The sequence below is a fragment of the Marinicauda pacifica genome, assembly GCF_004793635.1.
Classification (GTDB): Bacteria; Pseudomonadota; Alphaproteobacteria; order Caulobacterales; family Maricaulaceae; genus Marinicauda; species Marinicauda pacifica.
Genome location: NZ_SRXV01000002.1, coordinates 265,306 through 284,456 on the forward strand (window position 1 = coordinate 265,306; position 19,151 = coordinate 284,456).

Consider the following 19,151-nt stretch of genomic DNA (forward strand, 5'->3'; position numbering starts at 1 on the left):
CATGACCCGTCCCCTTCACGCCTGCCTCGCCGCCGCAATGGCGAGCTTCGCCCTTGGCGGCGCGCCCGCGCTGGCCCAGGAGCTGGCCCAGGACCAGGACACGCTGGAAATCGGGCGGAGCGCGCAGACCGCTCACTCCGGCGCGTTCAACGGCGAAGAGGTGCGCTACGACGCGCTGGTCGAAGAGAGCCTTCTGCCCGGCCCGGACGGCGCGCCGGGCGCCGGGCTGGTCACCACCAGCTATGTGCGTACCGATAGCGGCGAACCGGCCGGCGAACGTCCGGTCCTGTTCCTGTTCAACGGCGGTCCCGGCGCCTCGACCACGCCGCTGCATTTCGGCGCCTTCGGGCCGAAGCGCCGCGTGGAGCTGGACGAGGGCGAGCAATACATCGTCGACAACCCGTTCAGCCCGCTCAACGATGTCGACCTGGTCTTCATCGATCCGGTCGGCACCGGCTACAGCCAGCCGGTCGAGGACGGGCAGGCTTTCTGGAGCCGCACCGGGGACGCGCAATCGGTCGCGCGTGTGATCGGGTCCTGGCTGGAACGCCACGGGCGGACGGATTCCCCGCGCTACCTGCTCGGCCAGAGCTACGGCACGATCCGGGCGGCGGAGATTGTTCGCCTGGCGCCGGAACTGGAGTTTGACGGCGTGCTGCTGTTCGCGCTGGTGGGCGGCGGACGGGACGAACTCATCGGCCATGTCACCGATCTGCCGAGCATGGCCGCGACGGCCTGGTATCATGAGCGCGCCGGGCGCGACGGGCGCCCGGTCGAAGAGGTCTATGCGGATGCGGTCGAGTTCGCGCGCACCGACTATGTCACCGCGCTGATGCTGGGCGGCGCCCTGCCCGAAGCCCGGCGCGAGGCGATGGCCGAGCGGCTAAGCGCGATGACCGGACTGGAAGCGGATGCGATCGCGGCGCAGAATCTGCGCATCTCCAAGCGCGATTTCATCTTTGGCCTGCTCGAAGACGAGGGTTTGCGCACCGGCCGGCTCGATACGCGCGCGACGGCGCGCCTGGACGCGCCTGCGCAGCGCCCGCCCTATGACGATCCGGGGCTGAGCTATGTGCCGGCGGCCGACATTCCCGACATCGCCTGCCCGGCGCCGGACTGCCTTCAAGCACCCGGCGAGGAGTCCATCGTCGACGTCTATTACCAGGACGTGCTGGGGTATGATGCGCCCGGCGACTACAATGCGCTCAATCTGGAGGTCAACGGGGCCTGGGATTACGAGGATCGCGGCGATCCGATCCCGGCGCTGGCCGAAGCGATGCATGCGCGGCCCGATTTGCGCCTGTTCTGGGCGGCGGGGTATTTCGACCTGGCCACCACAGCCTATGGCGGACGCTTCACGCTGGATCAGGCGGGCATTCCCGCCGACCGGCTCACGGCGGCCTATTTCAAGTCCGGACACTCGGTCTTTGTCGGTGAGGACAATCTCGAAGCGCTGTCCGAGGCCGTGCGCGACTTCACCGCGCCGTCCGAGTAGCAAAGCCGCATACGTTGCAAGAAGCCTCCGGCGGGACAGCCCTGCCGGAGACTTTTTTCTAGAACTCCGAGGCCTGGACGCCTTCCTCGAGCGCGCGTTCGTAAAGGTGTTGCGCGCTGGCGAGGTCCTGGACCACGTGGCCGAGCGATTTATAGACGGTGACCTGGTCGGGGGTTTCGCGACCGGTCAGGCTACCCGCATAGACCTGGCCGATCTCGCCCACGACATGGCTGTCGTCGATCAGGCCGGCTTCCCTGGCCGCGAGAAACTCCGCGCCCTGGGCCAGCACGCCCTCGCGGTGGTCGGCGAAGAAGCGGGAATTGGCGACCAGATCGTGATCGACCTCGACCGGGCCGGCATAGCTCGATCCGACCAGGTTGACGTGCGTGCCCGGCGCCAGCCAGCTGCCCAGCAAGACCGGGTCGGCCGACGAGGTTACGGTGCACACGATGTCGGCATTGGCCACGGCATCGCGAGCCTGTTCTACAGCCTCGACGGCATGGCCGGTCCGCTCGCCCATGCGCCGGGCGAAGGCCTGCGTGCGTTCGAAGGAGCGGCCCCAGACCGTCACCTCGGACAGGGTACGGATTTTCGAGATCGCCTCTATGTGAGCCGCCCCCTGCTCCCCGCATCCCAGCACGGCGAGCCGGCTGGCGCCGCGCCGGGCGAGCGCATCGGTGGCGGCGGCGCTGGCCGCGGCGGTGCGGATCGCCGTGACCTCGCCGGCATGAACGAGCGCGACGGGGCGTCCGGCCTCGGGTTCGAACAGGAGGATTCCGCCCTGGTGCGATTGCAGATCCTGCTCGGCATTGCCGGGAAAGACGCTGACCAGCTTGGCCCCGAAGACGCCTCGCGGACCGAGCGCGCCGGGCATGACGCCGAACATGCGCCCGGCCTCCATGCGCAGAATGGAGCGCAAAGGCTGGATCGTCTCGCCGCGAGACAAAGCCATCATGGCCCGACGCATCAGGGGGATGGTGTCCTGGTGCGTGAGGTGGGTTCGAACGAAGTTCCGGCCGAGAACGATCATGCAGACTAGCCTTCCGAGTGGGCTTGCGGCGGCCGGATCGCGACCGGCTCGGCGAAGGGTTCAATCCCCAGCCGCGTGTGAATCTCGCTCGGCAGGTAGGCCACACCGTCCTTCATGACCAGGCGGATGCGGCCGATTTCCGTGATGTCCTGTGTCGGGTCGCCGGGTATGAGGAAGAAGTCGGCCCGCTTGCCGCGCTCGATGCTTCCAAGCCACTGGTCGCGGCCCAGATACTCTTCCGCGCGCAGCGTGCCCAGCGCCAGGGCCTCGCCCGGCGACAGGCCCGCCTCGACATAGAGGGCAAGTTCGCGATGGACGGGGAAGCCCGTGCCGGAATCGGTGCCCGGCAGGAGCTGGATGCCGTTCTCGTGCAGCAGCGCGAACGTATCCAGGATGCGCTGGAAGCCCGCACGATAAGCGGCATCCTGTTCCTCGGTCTCTACGGTGACGAAGGCGCGCTTGCGGTTGCGCCGGTAGCCGATGGGCATGTGCTCGACATAGGCCATGGCCGTTTCGGGATACTCGCCGGATCGGCTGAGCATGAGCAATTCCAGCGTCACGCCCGTGGTATCGAGGGCCACGTCATGCTCGCGCATCAGCTCGACCGTGTGGCGCACCGGCGCCGTATCGAGCTCTAGCGCGGCCGCGCGCTGCATCCCGGTCAGACGGATCGGGGTGCGTGTGTCCTCATCGGGTTCGAGCAGCCAGCCGAGCATGAGCTGGTTGACGTGAGCGATCTCGTCATAGCCCGCCTCGATCGCCTCGTCGGGCGTGACGAAGGCGGGGATATGGCCGGTGACGCCGAGACCGAGCCGGCTGGCCTCGGCGGCCACAGGCTCGACCCATTCAGGATGAAGCGAGTTGTAGATCTTGATCTGCCAGTAGCCGTGAGCGGCGTACCAGCGCACCGCTTCAAGCGCTTCATCCAGCGTATCGGCGGTGATGCCGGTATGGACCGAGTAGGGGCTGCGCCCTTCCAGCATGCCGGCGCGCACGATGCGCGGTCCGGCGAGCTCGCCTGACTCGATCAGCCCGATCAGGTCTTCAAGCCGGTCCGGCGAATTGCCCATGTCGCGAACGCTGGTGACGCCGGTGCCGATATAGTTGAGCGCGTCGCTCATGCCGACATGGGCATGCATGTCGTGCAGGCCGGGCACGAGCGTGCCGCCCTCACCGTCGATGACATGGACGTCGTCGCGCAGAACGGCCGTGTCCGCGGTCTCGATCGTGGCGATATCCCGACCCGACACGGTGACGACCGAAAGCGGCCCGAGCTGGAGGCTGACCGGATCGAAAATCCGCACATTTCTGATCTGGACCGGCGCGTCGAAGCCGTGCGCCAAGTCTGCCTGAAGCTCGCGGAAGCGCGCGGCCTCCAGATCGCTGTGCAGATCGCGCAGGGCCGGAGCCTCGCCGCGATATGCATCCAGGATGGTCACCGAGCCCGAGGAGAAAGATGCGATCAGGCGGTAATCCTCACCCAGCAGGATGTAGGAGCCGCCGCTGGACAATCCGGTCAGGCGGTAGATGGCCGCCGAGGGCTCGCCCTCAAGCGCATAGGGCTGGACGGTCTCGATGCGCAGCGTGCCGCCGGGCACGACCGGCGCTTCGCTCAGGCCGTTATTGAGGAGGGCGCGGGCATAAAGACCCTGGCTCCACGGGCTGTCATCGGCGGCAATATAGAGACGCGGGCTGTCGACGCGGACCTCGCCGCTATCAGGCTGGCTCGACCAGGTCAGGACGCCATCCGACAGGCGCATGGATTCCTCGACCGGATCGCCGAACAGGCTGCTGCCCTCGATCTCCCAGCGGCGCGGGATGAAATCGTCGCCCAGCACCAGGGTCTGGGTATTTTCTGCGCCCCGGCCATTACTGTCGACCTCGTAGTCGATCTCGACCCGGTCGCCATCCCGGCGGGCGATGAGATGGCCGGCCTCTTCGCCGCCGCCACTCAGAATGACGTAGCGATCTTCTCCAGATGGCTGCGCCTGCGCGCCCCCGGACGAGACCATGACCAGCGCGGCGAGGGACAGCGCACCGAGCGCGGCACCTTGAAGACAGCGGACCAGGACCATGTTTCCTCCCTGCGGGGTATACCCCCGAGCATGTTTGCACTTGCAGGTCAGGCTAGCGGCCGCGGCCGGGAATTTTGTATCTGACTCATCGATGCGGGCGGGAAATGCGCATGGCGTTTCCCGCTTCATCGCCATGCGCGGATATTCTATTCCTTGGTCACGCGCACCGGCAGGGCGGTGGTGTGCTTCATCTCGGACAGGGCCACGATCGAACTGATGTCCTCGACGCCGGGAAGCTTCAGGATCGTGTTGAAGATGAACTCCTGATACCATTTGATGTCAGGCGCGATGACCTTGATGAGCACGTCGCGTTCGCCGAGCACCGAATAGCATTCCACAACTTCGGGAATGGACGCGACCGAACGAATAAATTTTTCGCGATCGCTGTCGGCCAGGTACGAGGTCTTGAGCTGGGCGAAGACATGCAGCGAATAGCCGAGCTTCTCGGCATCGAGCAGTGCGACCTGTGCGCGGATGAAGCCGTCTTCACGCAAACGCTGGATGCGCCGCCAGCAGGGTGACTGGGACAGCCCGACCCGGTCGGCGAGTTCGGCCGTGGAAATCGAACAGTCTTCCTGGAGCGCCTTGAGAATGCGGACGTCGATCTCGTCTAAACCTTGGGGCAACGAAATTTCCTCCTGGCGGATGGATGTGCAAGTCCTATCCAACTTCTATGCAATTTCGGGAGAGAAAACAAAAATTTCTCCAGCCCGTGGCGGGTAGGATGCAGATCAACGATGGCGCTTTCACGGTCTAACCGGAGGTTGCGCATCTCTTCTGGCCGGACTTGTCCGGATTCTGCCTGCGATGATCGGTCCGAACGGACCGTGCGACCCGGGAAGCTCCATGTCCTCACATCCTCTTGCGCTACCCGATACGCTCTTCGACATCGAGAGCTTCGCCGCCTGGAGCCGCGCGCTCTACCGGATGATGCCCCTGCCCGGTCATGTCCGCACCCTGTTTGAAAGCACGATCGAGGAGCCGACCGATCAGCTCGCCGCCGTCGTGCGCGATGTCTTCACCACGCCTGTCAGCGACCGGTTCGAAAGCGTTTTCGGGCGAGGCAATGCGTATGTGATCGCCGCGCTGGCGCAGCGCTATGGTGTGAACGAAGACCAGATCGTCTGCACCACGGGCGCTTCGACTGCGGTCGGCATGGTACTGCATACGCTAGTGAAGCCCGGCGACCACGTGCTGGTCGAGACGCCGCGCTTCGATGTGCTGGATTCCCTGTCCCGCGACCGCGGCGCGCGCGTGGACACGCTGACGCGCAACGGCGCGGGCATGAAGATCGATCCGGACCATCTCGCCGACAAGCTTCAGCCCGATACGCGGCTGGTGCTGATCAGCAATCTGCATAATCCTTCCGGCTATCTCATGCGCGAGGCGGAGCTGGCCGAGCTTGCCGCCGTGGCCGAACGCAACGGGACGCTGATCCTGGTCGACGAGGTCTATGGCGATTTTGCCGGCGAATCCGGGGAGACGTGTGCAGCGCGCGTGGCTCCCAATGTGATCACGGTCAACAGCCTGACGAAGGTGTTCGGCCTGTTCGCGCTTCGCTGCGGCTGGATCGTGTGCGACCCCGCTCTGGCCCGGCGCATTTCACGCGACAATGCCGACCGCGAGTTCGGCGTGTCCAAGCTGACCCACGCCGTGGCTGCCCATGTCCTCGAACGGCCCGAACCGTTCGACAGCCATTGGCGCACCATTCTGAACGCGACACGCCCGGTGCTCGAACGCCATTTCAACGCCATGCGCGATGACGGGCTGATCGACGGAATCCTGCCCGATTACGGGTGTATCTGTTTTCCCGAAATTCTGGGCGTGACGGACACGCGCGCCCTGGCACGTGACATGTGGAAGCAGCAGGGGCTGGTCCTGGCGCCGGGGGAATTCTTCGGCCAGCCCGGTCATATCCGGCTCGGTTTCGGGGTCGCGCCGGACCGGCTTGACGAGGGCCTCGCCCGCCTGCACGAGGCGCTCTATGCGCGCCGCCGGGCGGTCAGGAGCGCCTGAAACCCAGGCGCGCCCGATGCGGCAAGGCCGGCGCTAGTCCCGGCTGACGAGCGCGCGCACGTCGTCGGTCAGGCGCTCGAGCACGGCTTCATTGGTATAGGCCATGTGCCCGCCCTCATATTCTCGCAGGATGATCCGGTCGCGGTCATAGCCCGCCTGCGCCGCGAGGTAGCGGGCCGGCCCCAGCGTCGTCGTGGTGTCGTAGATGCCGGTTCCGATCATCAGCATGAAGGCGTCGTTGGCCTCCATGGCCTGCGCGATCGAGGCATCGTAGTTGAAGTCGTCGAACGGACCGCCCATGCCGCCGGTCGGCTCGTAGATCCAGTCGCCGCTATGCGGCGCGCGGATCGCGTAATCATCAAAATCGAGCGTCACGCCAAGGGTTTCGGAGAGGTGGGTTTCAAGCGCCAGCGGCAGGAGGTCGAGTACCGGGCCGTAGGGGGCAGAGCCCCGGCTGCCCTCTTCCGGCACTGGCCCGGAATAGCGCGCATCGTACATGTCCAGCATGAGGCCTTCGTCGGCGAGAAGCTCCATGACGAAGGCGCGCTTGGTGATCCTGAGCTGGTTCTCGAGATAATAGGCAGCATCGATGCCGGTCATCGCTTCCAGCTGGCGCGCAATGGAGACGCGCGCGTCCTCGCTCAGCCCATTGCCGCGCACAAGCGCGTCGAGATAGGTCGTCATGGCGTAGGCGTGCACGTCGTCGACGAACTCGGCAATCGAGCGGCCGTCCGTGTCGGCCTCGCCGTGAAACGCTGCGATGGCGGCAAGCGCGGAGAGATTGGTGGCATAGGAGAGCGTGTTCTGCGCGCGCTGGCTGGTCTCGATCATGTTGACCGCCTGACCGAGCAGGATGAGCCCGTCGAGCGGCATGGACTCGCTGAGCAAACCGGCCATCACCGCGCCGCGGATCGTGCCGTAGCTTTCCCCGACCACGTATTTGGGCGAGGCCTCCCGGCCGTGCTCGCGGCTCCAGACCTCTACAAAGCGGGCGACGGCCCGGGCATCGCCGGACACGGTATGAAGGGCCTGGCTGTCGGCGGCGTCGAGGATTTCGCTGAAGCCCGCCCCCGGCGGATCGATGAAGACCAGATCGGCCACGTCGAGGACGGTGTAGGGGTTGGGCACCGGACGGTCGGTCTGCGGCACCGGCGCGGTGACATCCTCGGGCGGGTCGATGCGCACCGGGCCGAACGCGCCCATGTGCAGCCACATCGAGGCGACGCTCGGGCCGCCATTGAACAGGAAGATGACCGGGCGTCCGGCGCGATCCTCGACATCGAGGCGCGTATAGGCGGTCGACACGAAGCGGACTGCCGGTGCGCCGGTCTCTGTCTCGATCACCGTATCGTCAAGCGCCGCGCGGTAGCGCACGCGCTCACCGTTGAACGTGCCGGTATGTTCGCTGAAGAAGCCGAAGCCGTCCGTCGCTTCCTGAGCTGACGCAACCGCGGCGCCGGCCAGCGCGAGAGACGCCAGCGTCATGGCCGCAAGACCGGTTTTCATGATCGGCTTCATTCGCGATCCCCTTTCAAGCGCAACACCTGTCCGTGCCCGGATACCCGGGAACGGGCTGCCTGAAGTCTAGCCAAAACGCGCAGATAGTCCGTTTCGAAATGATGCCGTGAGAGCGGATTCGCGTATCAGCTATGCACGATATTGCGGGATCGGCACATTTTTCAGCCGGGTTCTCCATCCGGGCAAGTCCGCCGGGCATCGCCCGCCCGCTTCGCCGATCCAGGGATAAACATCCCCGTCCTCACATGACTATCGGCTTAGTCAATGGCTCGCATCATAACTATTAATTTTGAATATGGGTTCGGTTGCCCCATCTCTACATCCAAGCAACCTTGAGGATTTCGACCATGAGCCATGAAAGCGGATGCCCCTTCTCCGGCAAGCGCGACCCGATCCAGAGCGAGCGCGTCGGCGGTGCCATCGGCACGCGGCCGACCAATGCCGACTGGTGGCCGGACGCCCTGCCCGTGCACTTGCTGCACAGCCAGTCCGGGCGGGCCAACCCGCTGGGTGCCGATTTCGACTATCAGAGCGCATTTGCCGCCCTCGATCTCGAGGCCGTCAAGGCGGACATTTTCGAGCTTCTGACCACGTCGCACGATTTCTGGCCGGCCGACTACGGCAATTACGGACCGCAAATGATCCGCATGGCCTGGCACTCGGCCGGGACCTACCGGGTGGCGGACGGCCGCGGCGGATCGGGCGAAGGCCTGCAGCGCTTTGCGCCGGTCAATTCCTGGATCGACAACGGCAATATCGACAAGTCGCGCCGCCTGCTCCAGCCGATCAAGCAGAAATACGGCGCGTCGATCTCCTGGGCCGATCTGATCATCCTGACGGGCAATTGCGCGCTGGAACTGATGGGCTTCAAGACCTTCGGTTTCGGCGGCGGGCGCATCGACGCCTGGGAACCGGACGACACGGCCTACTGGGGCCCCGAGTTCGAGATGGAGACGCAGGACAAGCGCTGGACCGGCGAGCCGGGCACGGACAGCTACGATCTGGAGAACCCGCTGGCGGCCTCGCAGGCCTCCCTCATCTACGTCAATCCAGAAGGCCCGTTCGGGAACATGGATCCGATGTCCTCGGCGCAGGAAATCCGCATCACCTTCGGGCGGATGGCGATGAATGACGAGGAGACCGTCGCGCTGATCGCCGGCGGGCACGCCTTCGGCAAGAGCCACGGCGCCTCGCCCAAATCCCATGTCGGGCCGGCCCCGGACGGCGCGCCGATCGAGGCCCAGGGTCTGGGCTGGATGAACACGAACGGTTCGGGCAATGGCGCGCTGACGACCACGAACGGGATCGAGGGCGCCTGGACGTCCAACCCGATCCGCTGGGACCATGAATACTTGCAGAACCTGTTCAGGTTCGAGTGGGAACAGACCGTCAGCCCGGCTGGCGGCCGCGCCTGGAAGCCCAAGGACGGACAAGGCGCCGACATGGTGCCCGACGCCCACGTGGAAGGCCTGCGCCACCCGCCCATGATGATGACGACCGACATCGCGCTGATCACCGACCCGGCCTACCGGGAAATCTGCGAGCGCTTCGTGAAGCATCCCGAGCGGCTGGACGACGCCTTTGCCCGCGCCTGGTACAAGCTGACCCACCGGGACATGGGGCCGAAGAACCGCCTGCTCGGCGAAGCCGTGCCGGAAGAAGAACTGATCTGGCAGGACCCGATCCCGCCGGTCGACCATGAGCTGGTGAACGCGTCCGACATTGCCGGTCTGAAAGCGAAAATCCTGGCCTGCGGCCAGCCGCTGTCGGCGCTTCTGGGCGCAGCCTGGGCTTCGGCCTCCACCTTCCGCAAATCCGATTATCGCGGCGGGGCGAACGGCGCCCATCTTCGTCTGGAGCCGATGAAAAACTGGACGGTGAACAACCCGGAGCAGCTTTCCGGCGTGCTGTCCGCGCTGGAGGAGATCCAGCAGGACTTCAACGCGGCCCAGAGCGGTGACACGCGCATCTCGATGGCCGACCTGATTGTCCTTGCCGGGTGCGCCGTCGTCGAACGCGCCGCCAAGGGCGCGGGTGTCGACATAGAGGTGCCGTTCACGCCGGGACGCATGGATGCACTTCCAGAACAGACCGATGCGCAGAACATCAACTATCTCGAGCCGTTCGCCGATGGCTTCCGCAACTACAAGAAGGGCCGCTATTCGGTGAAGTCGGAACGGATGCTGATCGACAAGGCCCAGCTTCTGGACCTGTCCGCACCGGAAATGACGGCGCTTGTCGGCGGCCTGCGGGTTCTGGGAGCCAATCATGACGGCTCCTCGCATGGGGTCTTCACCGACCGCCCGGGCGTTCTGTCCAACGACTTCTTCGTCAACCTGCTCGATATCGACACGATCTGGAAAGCCGTCGACGAGGACGAGGAAGTCTTCGAGGGCCGCGATCGAGGCACGGGCGAGGTCAAATGGACGGCGACGCGCGTCGATCTTGCCTTCGGCTCGAATGCCCAGCTTCGCGCGCTGGCCGAGACCTACAGTTCGAGCGACGGTCATGAACGCTTGGTGCAGGCGTTTGTGAAGGCCTGGGACAAGGTGATGATGCTCGACCGCTTCGAGCTGAAACATCCGCTTTATCAGGACAGCTGATCGCGTCAGATCGCGGGATTGAAAAAAGGGGCGGCTCGCAAGAGCCGCCCCTTTGTCATTTCGTCATGGGCCGTGCCGCGACGCGGATCAGGAGAAGGTTTCGACCTTTCCCGCCCGGACCGCACTGACCTTGTGAATTTCTATCAGATTGGCCAGGGGCATGGCCTTGCCGAAGAACCAGCCTTGCAACCGGGCGGCGCCCATGCGGCGTGCCAGGGTGGCCTGCTCCTCGGTCTCCACGCGTTCCATGGTGATCGAATGGCCGGTCGTCGTGAGCATCTTGCACTGCATGGCGGCGATCTGATAGGCGCGCCGCGACGTCGCGGCGGCATCCAGAAAGGCGGTTTCCAGCTTGACCTGCTGAACGGGGAGCTTCTGCAGATAAGAGACGCCGGACGCACCTTCACCGAAATCGTCGAGCGCCACCTGGCATCCCAGCCGGGTCAGATTTGCGATCAGGTTTGCCGCGGTCGAGAGATCGGAAATCCGCGCTGTCTCTGTCACCTCGAACCAGATGCGGGACCGGTCGAAACGCGCGGCCTCGACCCGCTTGCAGATCTGTGACATTGCGCCGAGATCCGTGAGCGTGCGGCCGGACAGGTTCACGGCCAGAGGCGGACGTTCCTCCCCGTTGTTCAGAAACCCCATGGCAAAGTCGAACATGGCCAGGTCGAGGTCGCGGACCAGGCCTTCGCGTTCGGCCATCGACACCCCGGCCTCGAAAGGCTTGCCGCCCGGGAGCCGGGCCAGCAATTCATAGGCGACCTCTTCGCCCGTCAACGCATCAACGATCACCTGGGCATAAGGTTCGAACCGGCGATTGCGGATCACGGTGGTCAGCGCGGTGAGATTCTTCTGACGGTCGCGCGCGATCGCGACGGCCGCTTCGCCGAGCGTGACGCGGTCGGGCATCTGACCCGTGGCGTTGACCCGCTCGGCAACGGTTCGCAGGGCCTCAGATACCTGTTCTCCGGTCAGTGTGAGGTCGTCCTCGAAGGTGATCGTCTCGATGGGGCCGCTGCCCAGGCCGAACTGACCGCAAATCGCGGCCACGGCAGAATCCACTTCGACCGTCTCGTCCATGCCCTTCTGGGTGGTCAGCAGAAGTGTCTCGCCGACCAGGCCGCCTGCGCCATCCAGCGCACTGGCGCGCACCAGTTCGGAGAGGGTTGAAAAGAACGCCTTGTCTACCGCATCCGCCGCGCGGCTGACATCAAGCAAGGTGAAGGTCAGAGCCTCCTTGGAGGCGCGCCGGCTCTCGACCAGGGCGCCGAACTCCTCATCGAGGACGTTGGCCGGCGTCTCGCGTTCCTGCGCGCGGCTGAAGCTTATGGTCCAGCCGATCGCGTGGGAGTCTTCCAGCTGCCAGCCGGAGAGCTGAACCGGGCTGCCTGCGAACTCCAGCGAAACGGGCCCGATCCGGCGTCCCTTTACATGATGGGCAACGACGAGGCTCAGGATTGTCCGGTAGGCGGGCTCAACCAGCGAAACGAGCGGCTTGCCGACGAGATCGTCCCGGACATTCAGCGCGCCGACCGCCCCGGAGGCAAAGGTGATCGTGCCCTCCTCGTCCGTCTCGATGAGAATGTCGGCCGCGGCAAAGGCAAATGTGACAAAGCGAGAGAGCATCCCCGGCCTCCTCCAAGCAGGAGGCGAACCTACCTATTTGCTGTTAGCGAATAGTGAAGGCATTCGGCGAAACAGGTTGCGCCGGAATTGCCGTTCGAGTCAGAGCGCTCCCCATTTTAGGTTCTTTTGCGCAAGTGAATTATATTCAATATGACACCTTTTTGTCGCACACAGGCATCATCCGGAAGGTGATTTTTTATACGAACGTCACTTGCATTGACGAACCTTAGAACTCGGGTCTACCTTTTGATCTCGAAAGCGACGCTGAAAACCGGTCCCGCAAAGAGGACAAGGGGCGCGCTCAACGGGGAGGAAGACCGTGAAAGCATTCAAGCAAGGCAGTGCGCTCGCCCTGGTTCTGGGCCTGGCGGGCATGACTGGCGCAACCGCGCAAACCGAATCTCAGACCAGTGACGGCCCGGCTCTGGACGTCATCCAGGTAACGGCCCAGCGACGCGAGGCCAGCGTGCAGGACTCCGCGATCGCGATTTCGGCCATTACCGGCGAGAATCTGGAAAAGGACCGGATCCTGAGCTTCGAGGACCTGGCGTCCTCGGTGACGTCGCTCTCCTTTACCGCGCTGTCGCCGCTCGACCAGGAGTTCAACATTCGCGGGATCACCAATACCCGCCTGGATTCGCCTTCGGCGGACCAGTCGGTCGGCATATTCCTCGACGAGGTCTATGTCGGCCGGTCCGGCTTGTTCAATGCCGATCTCTACGATGTCGAGCGCGTCGAGGTCGTGCGCGGCCCGCAGGGTGTGCTTCTGGGGCGCAACGTGGTCGGCGGAGCGATCAGCATCATCACCGCAGCGCCGGAATTTGAAGAAGGCGGTGCGGTCTCGGTCTCCATCGGCAATTACGACGAGGTGCTGGTGCGCGGCCATGTGACCGGACCGCTGACCGACACGATTGCCGGACGCATCTCCTTTCAGTCGCGCAATCGCGGCGGCTTCAACCACGACATCCTGCACGACCGGGAACTCGACAATCTGGAGAGCCTTCAGGCGCGCGGGCAGTTGCTCTTTCAGTCGGACGAGACCGACCTGAGTGCCCGCCTGATCGTGGACTACATGAATGACGAGTCCAACGGCTTCCATTCGGTCGCGATCAACGGACCCGATCCGGCAACGCAAGGCCCGTGGAGCGCCGCACGCGAGGCGGTCGGCGCCGCACGCGGGCGTCCGCTCGATCTGCGCGAAAGCCTGCCCGAGCATCCGCGCTACGCCGGAGACGCGAATGAAAGCCCGCAGGCCCTGCGGCGCGAGGCCTGGGGCGTGGCGCTGGATATCGACAAGGGCATTGGCGATATCGCTACCCTGACCAGCATCACCGGCTACCGCCAGGGCCATGCCTTCAACCTGTACGACCAGACAGGCATGGGTCCGGACAATGGCTATGGCGTGCTGTCGCCGACCCTGTTCAGCTTCCCGGTCAACGAGCGCGAGGAAATCAGCCAGTTCACGCAGGAGCTGCGCCTGGTCTCCAACATGGAGAACAGCCGCTTCGACTGGATCGTCGGTGCCTACTACCAGAAAGACGATGTCGAGAAGTTCGACCGCTTCTGGGCCGAGGTGCCGCTGCCCGTGCTGGTCACGCTCTCGGGCGAGTCTCACTGGGACAATTATGCGGAGACGACGAGCATGGCCGTGTTCGGCCAGCTCGGCTACCAGTTCACCGACTGGCTGCGCGTGGTTGCCGGCGTGCGCTATACCGAGGACGAAAAGACCGGCACGGTGTTCGCGCGCGCGGTGGAAGGCGGCGACCAGTTCAACCCGGCCGACCAGGTTGCGCTGACCCCGCTGGCCGCCACCTACCGGGAGGGCGATAGCTTCTCCACCGATTACGGCCAGGAGTGGGAGGAGATCACCCCGCAGATCACGGCCGAATTCTCTCCCATGGAAAACGCCTTCTTCTACGCGACCTGGTCGCGCGGCTATAAAGGCGGCGGCTTCGAGGACGACCCGGCAAACCCGGCCGCCGCGCAGGCGGGCTATGACCCCGAGACGGTGGAGAATATCGAGATCGGCGCAAAGCTCGACTTCCTCGATGGCCGTGCCCGCCTGAACGTCGCCGCCTTCATGATGGACTATCAGGACCTGCAGGTGACGCAGACCGACGATGGGTGCCTGTGCAACATCACCGATAATGCGGCCGATGCCGAGATTTCTGGCGTCGAGGCCGAGTTCACCTTCGCCGCGAGCGAGCGGCTGCTGGTGTGGGCCGGCGGCACGGTGCTGGAAACCGAGTATATCGATTTCATCGACGGCAACGGCCTGGACAATTCGGGCAACCAGCTTCAGCGCACGCCGGAGACACAGTTCAATGTCGGCGCGGAACTCACGCTCGACTTCATGGACTGGCAGGACGCGCTCTCCCTGCGGGCCAACTACACCCACTCCGGCGAGATGTACTGGGCACCGGACAATGCGCAGACCGAAGATGCGTATGGCCTTCTGGACGGGCGGATCTCGCTGGCACCGGCCGATCGCAACTGGAGCGTCTCGGTCTGGGGCAAAAACCTGACCGACGAGACCTACCGCACCAACATCATCGCCTTCTTCGGCGACGAGGTGTCCCGCCTGGGCGCGCCGCGCACCTACGGGATCGAGTTGTCGACCACCTTCTAATACCCAACGGGCCCGCCAGTTCTGGCGGGCCCGCTATTGCTCCCTCCGAGCATCGCCCTGCCGGGCTGCGTCACGCAGCCCGGCTTTTTCTTGCCCCTATGCGTCGAGACGCGCCGCCATCGCAGCCGCCAGCCCGGCTGGATCGCGTGCCAGATTCGCACGCACGGCGACGGAATGGGGATCGGTGTCATGCTCGGCCACGTTGTGCGCCACGGCCCAGAGCCCGGCCTTGCCGATATCGCGCGGCTGGGACTTCTTGACCTTCACATGCTCGGACATGCGGGTCTCGACCGATCCGACAATCAGCGCCGTAACGCCGACATTCATCGGCGCCAGCTCCGCACGCAGGCAGTCGGACGCCGCGCGGGCGGCAAATTTCGACGGGCTGTAACCGCCCATATTGGGCACGCCGACAATGGCTCCGGCCGACAGCACGTTGACCACGGCGCCGCCGCCATTGGACTCGATGACCGGCGCGAAGGCCCGCGTCATGGACAGGAGGCCAAAGAAATTGACCTCCATCTCGCGGCGCGCCGCGTCCGGGTCGTCGGTCTTGTAGAGCCGCTCGTTGACGAACATGCCGGCATTGTTGACCAGCAGGGTGACATCGGAGCACGCGCTCGCCGCCACCCGGACCTGATCTGCATCGGTCACGTCAAGCTGGATCGCCTTGAGACGGTCCGGGTCGCGCGCCGCGATCTGCTCGCCGTCTTCCTTGTCGCGCGAGCCGATATAGACGCGCCTCGCGCCGTGATCGAGCAGCTCCTCGACGAAGCCGAGCCCGATACCCCGATTGCCACCGGTCACGATGGCCACGCAGTTTTCGATTTTCATGTCAGCTCCATTTCCAGGTGTAGAGGAGATCGTCAGGTTTCTTGGCGCCGCGCACCAGGATGCCGGGATCGGGGGCAATGGCCCCGCGCCCCCAGGTCTCCTTCAGCTCCATCTCGTGATTCCATTCCCAGGCGAGGCGGCGGTGCGCGATGGCCCAACGTCCGCCGCGCTTCTCGAACCGGTCTATAACCCGCGCCATGGTCAGGCTGTCGAACGGTTCGCCTTCGCCCTCCTCGCGCCGGGAGAAGGTCAGGATATAGCTCTCCGCGCGGGCCAGATCGCCATCGAGCTCGATCAGCAGGTTGGTGGTCGCATGAGTCATGCGCGGCGCGTGGGGCAGCACCTTGCGCAGCATCGTCACATAGTCGGCCGCGGGGCCCTTGAAGGTCCCGCCATGATCCTCGATCGCGTCGTCGTGATAGGCCTCAGCAATGAGGTCGGCATCGCCGCGGTCGGCGCCGCGGCAATAACGAATGAGAATTTCGGTGATGGCCTGCTTGTCGAGCAGAGCCTGCACCGCAGCGGTGTCCAGCGTGTCGGTCATTGCGCGTCTCCTTTGCGGGTGTCGGGCTTCGGGGTCATGAGGTGCGCGCCTGCATGACGGCGGGCCGGTCGACCAGCGCTTGCGCATAATCGGGCAGAGCCTCGCCCTGCGCGCCGCGGTCGGCGACACCGCGATCGAAATAGCCACGCCAGCCGCAGATCAGATCGCCCTCAAACTCGAGGATGCCCATATACGGGATCACGACGTGATGCCGTCAGCGGTGTCGAACTCGTCCACGCCTTCGACGAAGAGCGCGTCCTCGCTCTCGGCGATCTTGAACATGCGCCAGTTCGGATTGCGCACCTTGGCCTTGTAGGCGGTGAGAAACTCGCGCGCGCCGGCCTTGCCTGCCTTGGGCGGGGCGGTGACGGCCGAGTGGTGCCAGACCATATCCTCGCTCAGATGGGACAGGACGGTGTCGATGTCCTGGCGGGTGCACCAGGCGTCGATGACGGCCTGGACGATGTCGGTCTTGCGGCTCATGCCACGATCTCCCTTGCCTGTTCGGGGGCATGCCAGGCCACGAAGGGCGGCGTTTCGGCCACCCCGGGCGCTGCGGCGATGACGTGAGGAATGGCGTTGGTCACCGCCCCGGCGACGCCGAGCATCTCGGCGGTCGTGCGCGCGGTCCATCCGTCCGGCTCGTGCAGGCCGAACAGGATCGAGACATCGGGTTCGCCGGTGATCCTGATATTCCAGAGGCCCGATGCGGTTTCCTCCGGCGCCGGCTTCTCCATCGTCCAGGAAATGCCGAGCTTCACCCGGACCTGCCCAGCCGCATGGGCGTGCCACATCCAGTCGATACGCGCCGCGGTTCCAGACTTGATCGTGCCGGCCGCGATCTCGAGATCGGTGGTGGCCGGCCTCAGCCTGTGGGCCGTGGTGACCCGTTCCGGGCGCCACCCCAGGCGCGCCGTCACAAGCGTCACGACTTCCTCGAACAGCGCGCTCATGAGCGCGGCCGGAGCCCAGTCCGGATCGTTGGGATCGACCCGGTCGACCGGCGCACCGAAGCCAATGACGTCGAACACGTATTCGGGGCTCTTCACGGCGCGGCAATCGACGACTTCGTGGAGCGAGACGGCGTCGACGCGCGAGCAGACCCCGGTCGCCAGTACCGCAAGTTTCTCCGCAGCAAAGCCCGGATTGAGCCCGGCGCCCATGAAGGTCGCGCCGCCCTCGCGGCCCGCGGCTTCAAACTGCGCGCGGCGCGCCTCGGGCCAGTGAGCGGGATTGGTCCCGCCATTGAGGCTGATCACATTCTTGCCCGACCGGAGCAGCCGGCAGATATCCGCGTCATGCCGCTCGAAGGGGGGATCCAGGCGCGCCGCATGGATGACGACGTCGGCGTCCAGCGCCAGGATCTCGTCGACATCGCGCGTGGCCGTTATGCCCGTCGGCTCGCGCCTGGCGATGTCGCCCGCGTCGCGCCCCGCCTTGCGATCTCCGTACACGTACAAACCGACCAGTTCGAGATGCGGCGCGTCGATCACCGCCTGCAGACAGGTCCGGCCCATGGCACCGGTCGCCCATTGAATGATTTTCAAATCCGTCCTCCCTCGCGCGAGACGTCAGGTCTCAGCGAGGCGTCCGGCCTTCGAATGCGATGTCCGTTGAGGACTCCGGCCGGCACGCACTCACTTGCATACCGAAACCATAAAGGGCGGGTTCTCTAATGCAAGCGAATGATGGTCAGCCCGCTTTCGCGGCGCCAGACCCGGAAGCCGGAGCTTCGGCCACGTCCCCGCCGGCCACCTCGAAGCGGACCTGCTCGGGACGCAGGGCTTCGCCGCAGGAGGAGCACACGACCTCCGGGGCGAGATTGTTGCCGCAGGGCTTGTGGGTGAGAAGCAGCGGCGGACCCTCGGGCGAGAGGTAATAAGCATCGCCCCACTGCAGCAGCATGAGAAGGATCGGATAATAGTCGATTGCCTTCTCCGTCAGCCGGTATTCGTAGCGCGCGGGACGCTCGGAATACTGGCGCAGCTCCAGCATATCGATCTCGCATAGCCAGTTCAGGCGCTCGGACAGGACATTGGTGGCGATGGCCGTATCTTCGCAGATTTCGTCGAACCGGCGCAGACCGGTGAAGATGGAGCGCAGGACCAGGCCCGCCCAGCGGTCGCCGGTGATCTGGGCGACGTGATCGAGCAGGACCGATTTCTCTTCACGCTTGCCAACCGCGTCGCGGTGACGCCGGCGGCGCGAATAGGTCGGCGTCATCCACCCCAGGCCGGGACCCTCTTTCCAGGCCATGTCGCGCGCCTTGATCTCGCCGCCGCAATCGCCGCAGGCAGGGACGGGCTCGAACTCGTTGCCGCAGGTCGTATGACGCAGGGTCACGCTGATCTTGCCCTCGCGCGGCCCCCAGCGGCGCTCCCAGCGCAACATCATGAGCGCGGTCCAGTACAGATCGCGGCCCTTGGCAGTCAGGTGGTATTCGAAGCGATTGGGTGAGTCCGCATAGGGCTTGCGCTCCAGCACGCCGGCGGCGACCAGACGCTTCAACCGGTCGCTCAGGAGCGGCTTGAGCAATCCGGTGCGGCTGCGGAAGGCTTCAAAACGCCGCGCGCCGAGCCAGCTGGCTTCGAGAATCAGCAGGATCGACGTGTCGCCGACAACCTCGAGCGCGCGCCAGATCGAACAGGTCCGGATGAATTTGCGATCGGCCATCACATCTCGGGCGGGGTACCCGTCCCCGGCTGACGCGACCGGAAAATCCGGTTCGCTTGAACAAGCGTCATTTCCTATTGCCCGCGCCGACCCAAATCAAGTCGG

Annotated in this window: 15 protein-coding genes; 4 read left to right on the top strand and 11 right to left on the bottom strand. The window is 65.1% G+C overall.

Translation table 11 applies throughout. The features are described from left to right. Position 1 precedes the first annotated feature (1 nt). On the top strand, positions 2–1,495 hold the full coding sequence (locus E5162_RS07690; protein WP_135944561.1) for a S10 family peptidase: 1,494 nt from the start codon (positions 2–4) through the stop codon (positions 1,493–1,495). 58 nt (positions 1,496–1,553) lie between these two features. Here the strand turns inward: E5162_RS07690 and E5162_RS07695 are convergent, their stop codons facing one another. From E5162_RS07695 to E5162_RS07705, 3 genes are all read right to left on the bottom strand, one after another. Continuing rightward, positions 1,554–2,525: an ornithine cyclodeaminase family protein gene (locus E5162_RS07695; protein ID WP_135944563.1), complete on the bottom strand. Its 972-nt coding sequence runs from the start codon at positions 2,523–2,525 to the stop codon at positions 1,554–1,556. A gap of 5 nt (positions 2,526–2,530) precedes the next feature. Then, entirely contained in the window at positions 2,531–4,600 is a 2,070-nt protein-coding gene (locus tag E5162_RS07700) for an amidohydrolase family protein (RefSeq protein ID WP_158291234.1), read from the bottom strand. 146 nt (positions 4,601–4,746) lie between these two features. Next, positions 4,747–5,226 carry an Lrp/AsnC family transcriptional regulator gene (locus tag E5162_RS07705; RefSeq protein WP_135944566.1) on the bottom strand — a complete coding sequence of 160 codons (480 nt, stop codon included), beginning with the start codon at positions 5,224–5,226 and terminating at the stop codon, positions 4,747–4,749. A gap of 220 nt (positions 5,227–5,446) precedes the next feature. Between E5162_RS07705 and E5162_RS07710 the strand changes: the two genes are divergently transcribed. Beyond that, positions 5,447–6,616: a pyridoxal phosphate-dependent aminotransferase gene (locus E5162_RS07710; protein ID WP_158291235.1), complete on the top strand. Its 1,170-nt coding sequence runs from the start codon at positions 5,447–5,449 to the stop codon at positions 6,614–6,616. Between the two features lie 33 nt (positions 6,617–6,649). Here the strand turns inward: E5162_RS07710 and E5162_RS07715 are convergent, their stop codons facing one another. Beyond that, positions 6,650–8,122, bottom strand: a complete 1,473-nt coding sequence (locus E5162_RS07715; RefSeq protein WP_158291236.1) for a S10 family peptidase — start codon at positions 8,120–8,122, stop codon at positions 6,650–6,652. Between the two features lie 359 nt (positions 8,123–8,481). Here E5162_RS07715 and katG point away from each other — a divergent pair, with 359 nt between their 5' ends. Continuing rightward, positions 8,482–10,737 carry a catalase/peroxidase HPI gene (gene katG / locus E5162_RS07720; protein WP_135944572.1) on the top strand — a complete coding sequence of 752 codons (2,256 nt, stop codon included), beginning with the start codon at positions 8,482–8,484 and terminating at the stop codon, positions 10,735–10,737. Positions 10,738–10,824: 87 nt separating this feature from the next. Here katG and E5162_RS07725 read toward each other — a convergent pair whose 3' ends face one another. Further along, on the bottom strand, positions 10,825–12,366 hold the full coding sequence (locus tag E5162_RS07725; RefSeq protein ID WP_135944574.1) for an EAL domain-containing protein: 1,542 nt from the start codon (positions 12,364–12,366) through the stop codon (positions 10,825–10,827). A 319-nt stretch (positions 12,367–12,685) separates the two neighbouring features. On the opposite strand from E5162_RS07725, the gene E5162_RS07730 reads away from it, so the two are divergent. Next, on the top strand, positions 12,686–14,995 hold the full coding sequence (locus E5162_RS07730; RefSeq protein ID WP_135944576.1) for a TonB-dependent receptor: 2,310 nt from the start codon (positions 12,686–12,688) through the stop codon (positions 14,993–14,995). A gap of 96 nt (positions 14,996–15,091) precedes the next feature. Here the strand turns inward: E5162_RS07730 and E5162_RS07735 are convergent, their stop codons facing one another. The 6 genes from E5162_RS07735 to E5162_RS07755 all read right to left on the bottom strand — a co-directional run bounded on the left by E5162_RS07735 (position 15,092) and on the right by E5162_RS07755 (position 19,046). Then, entirely contained in the window at positions 15,092–15,829 is a 738-nt protein-coding gene (locus tag E5162_RS07735) for an SDR family NAD(P)-dependent oxidoreductase (protein ID WP_135944578.1), read from the bottom strand. Between the two features lies 1 nt (position 15,830). Continuing rightward, positions 15,831–16,373, bottom strand: a complete 543-nt coding sequence (locus E5162_RS07740) for a nuclear transport factor 2 family protein (protein ID WP_135944580.1) — start codon at positions 16,371–16,373, stop codon at positions 15,831–15,833. A gap of 34 nt (positions 16,374–16,407) precedes the next feature. Then, a complete protein-coding gene (locus E5162_RS14755; RefSeq protein ID WP_158291237.1) occupies positions 16,408–16,563 on the bottom strand; it encodes a hypothetical protein in 156 nt (51 codons plus the stop codon). An 8-nt stretch (positions 16,564–16,571) separates the two neighbouring features. Further along, the gene (locus E5162_RS07745) at positions 16,572–16,856 is read right to left on the bottom strand and encodes a nuclear transport factor 2 family protein (RefSeq protein ID WP_158291238.1); all 285 of its coding nucleotides are present in this window, start codon (positions 16,854–16,856) and stop codon (positions 16,572–16,574) included. Next, complete coding sequence (locus E5162_RS07750) at positions 16,853–17,920, bottom strand: NAD(P)H-dependent amine dehydrogenase family protein (RefSeq protein WP_206751074.1); 1,068 nt, start codon at positions 17,918–17,920, stop codon at positions 16,853–16,855. The genes E5162_RS07745 and E5162_RS07750 overlap by 4 nt, the downstream gene beginning before the upstream one ends. Before the next feature lie 145 nt (positions 17,921–18,065). Then, positions 18,066–19,046, bottom strand: coding sequence for a winged helix-turn-helix transcriptional regulator (locus E5162_RS07755; RefSeq protein WP_135944584.1), 981 nt, complete (start codon positions 19,044–19,046; stop codon positions 18,066–18,068). Positions 19,047–19,151 lie beyond the last annotated feature (105 nt).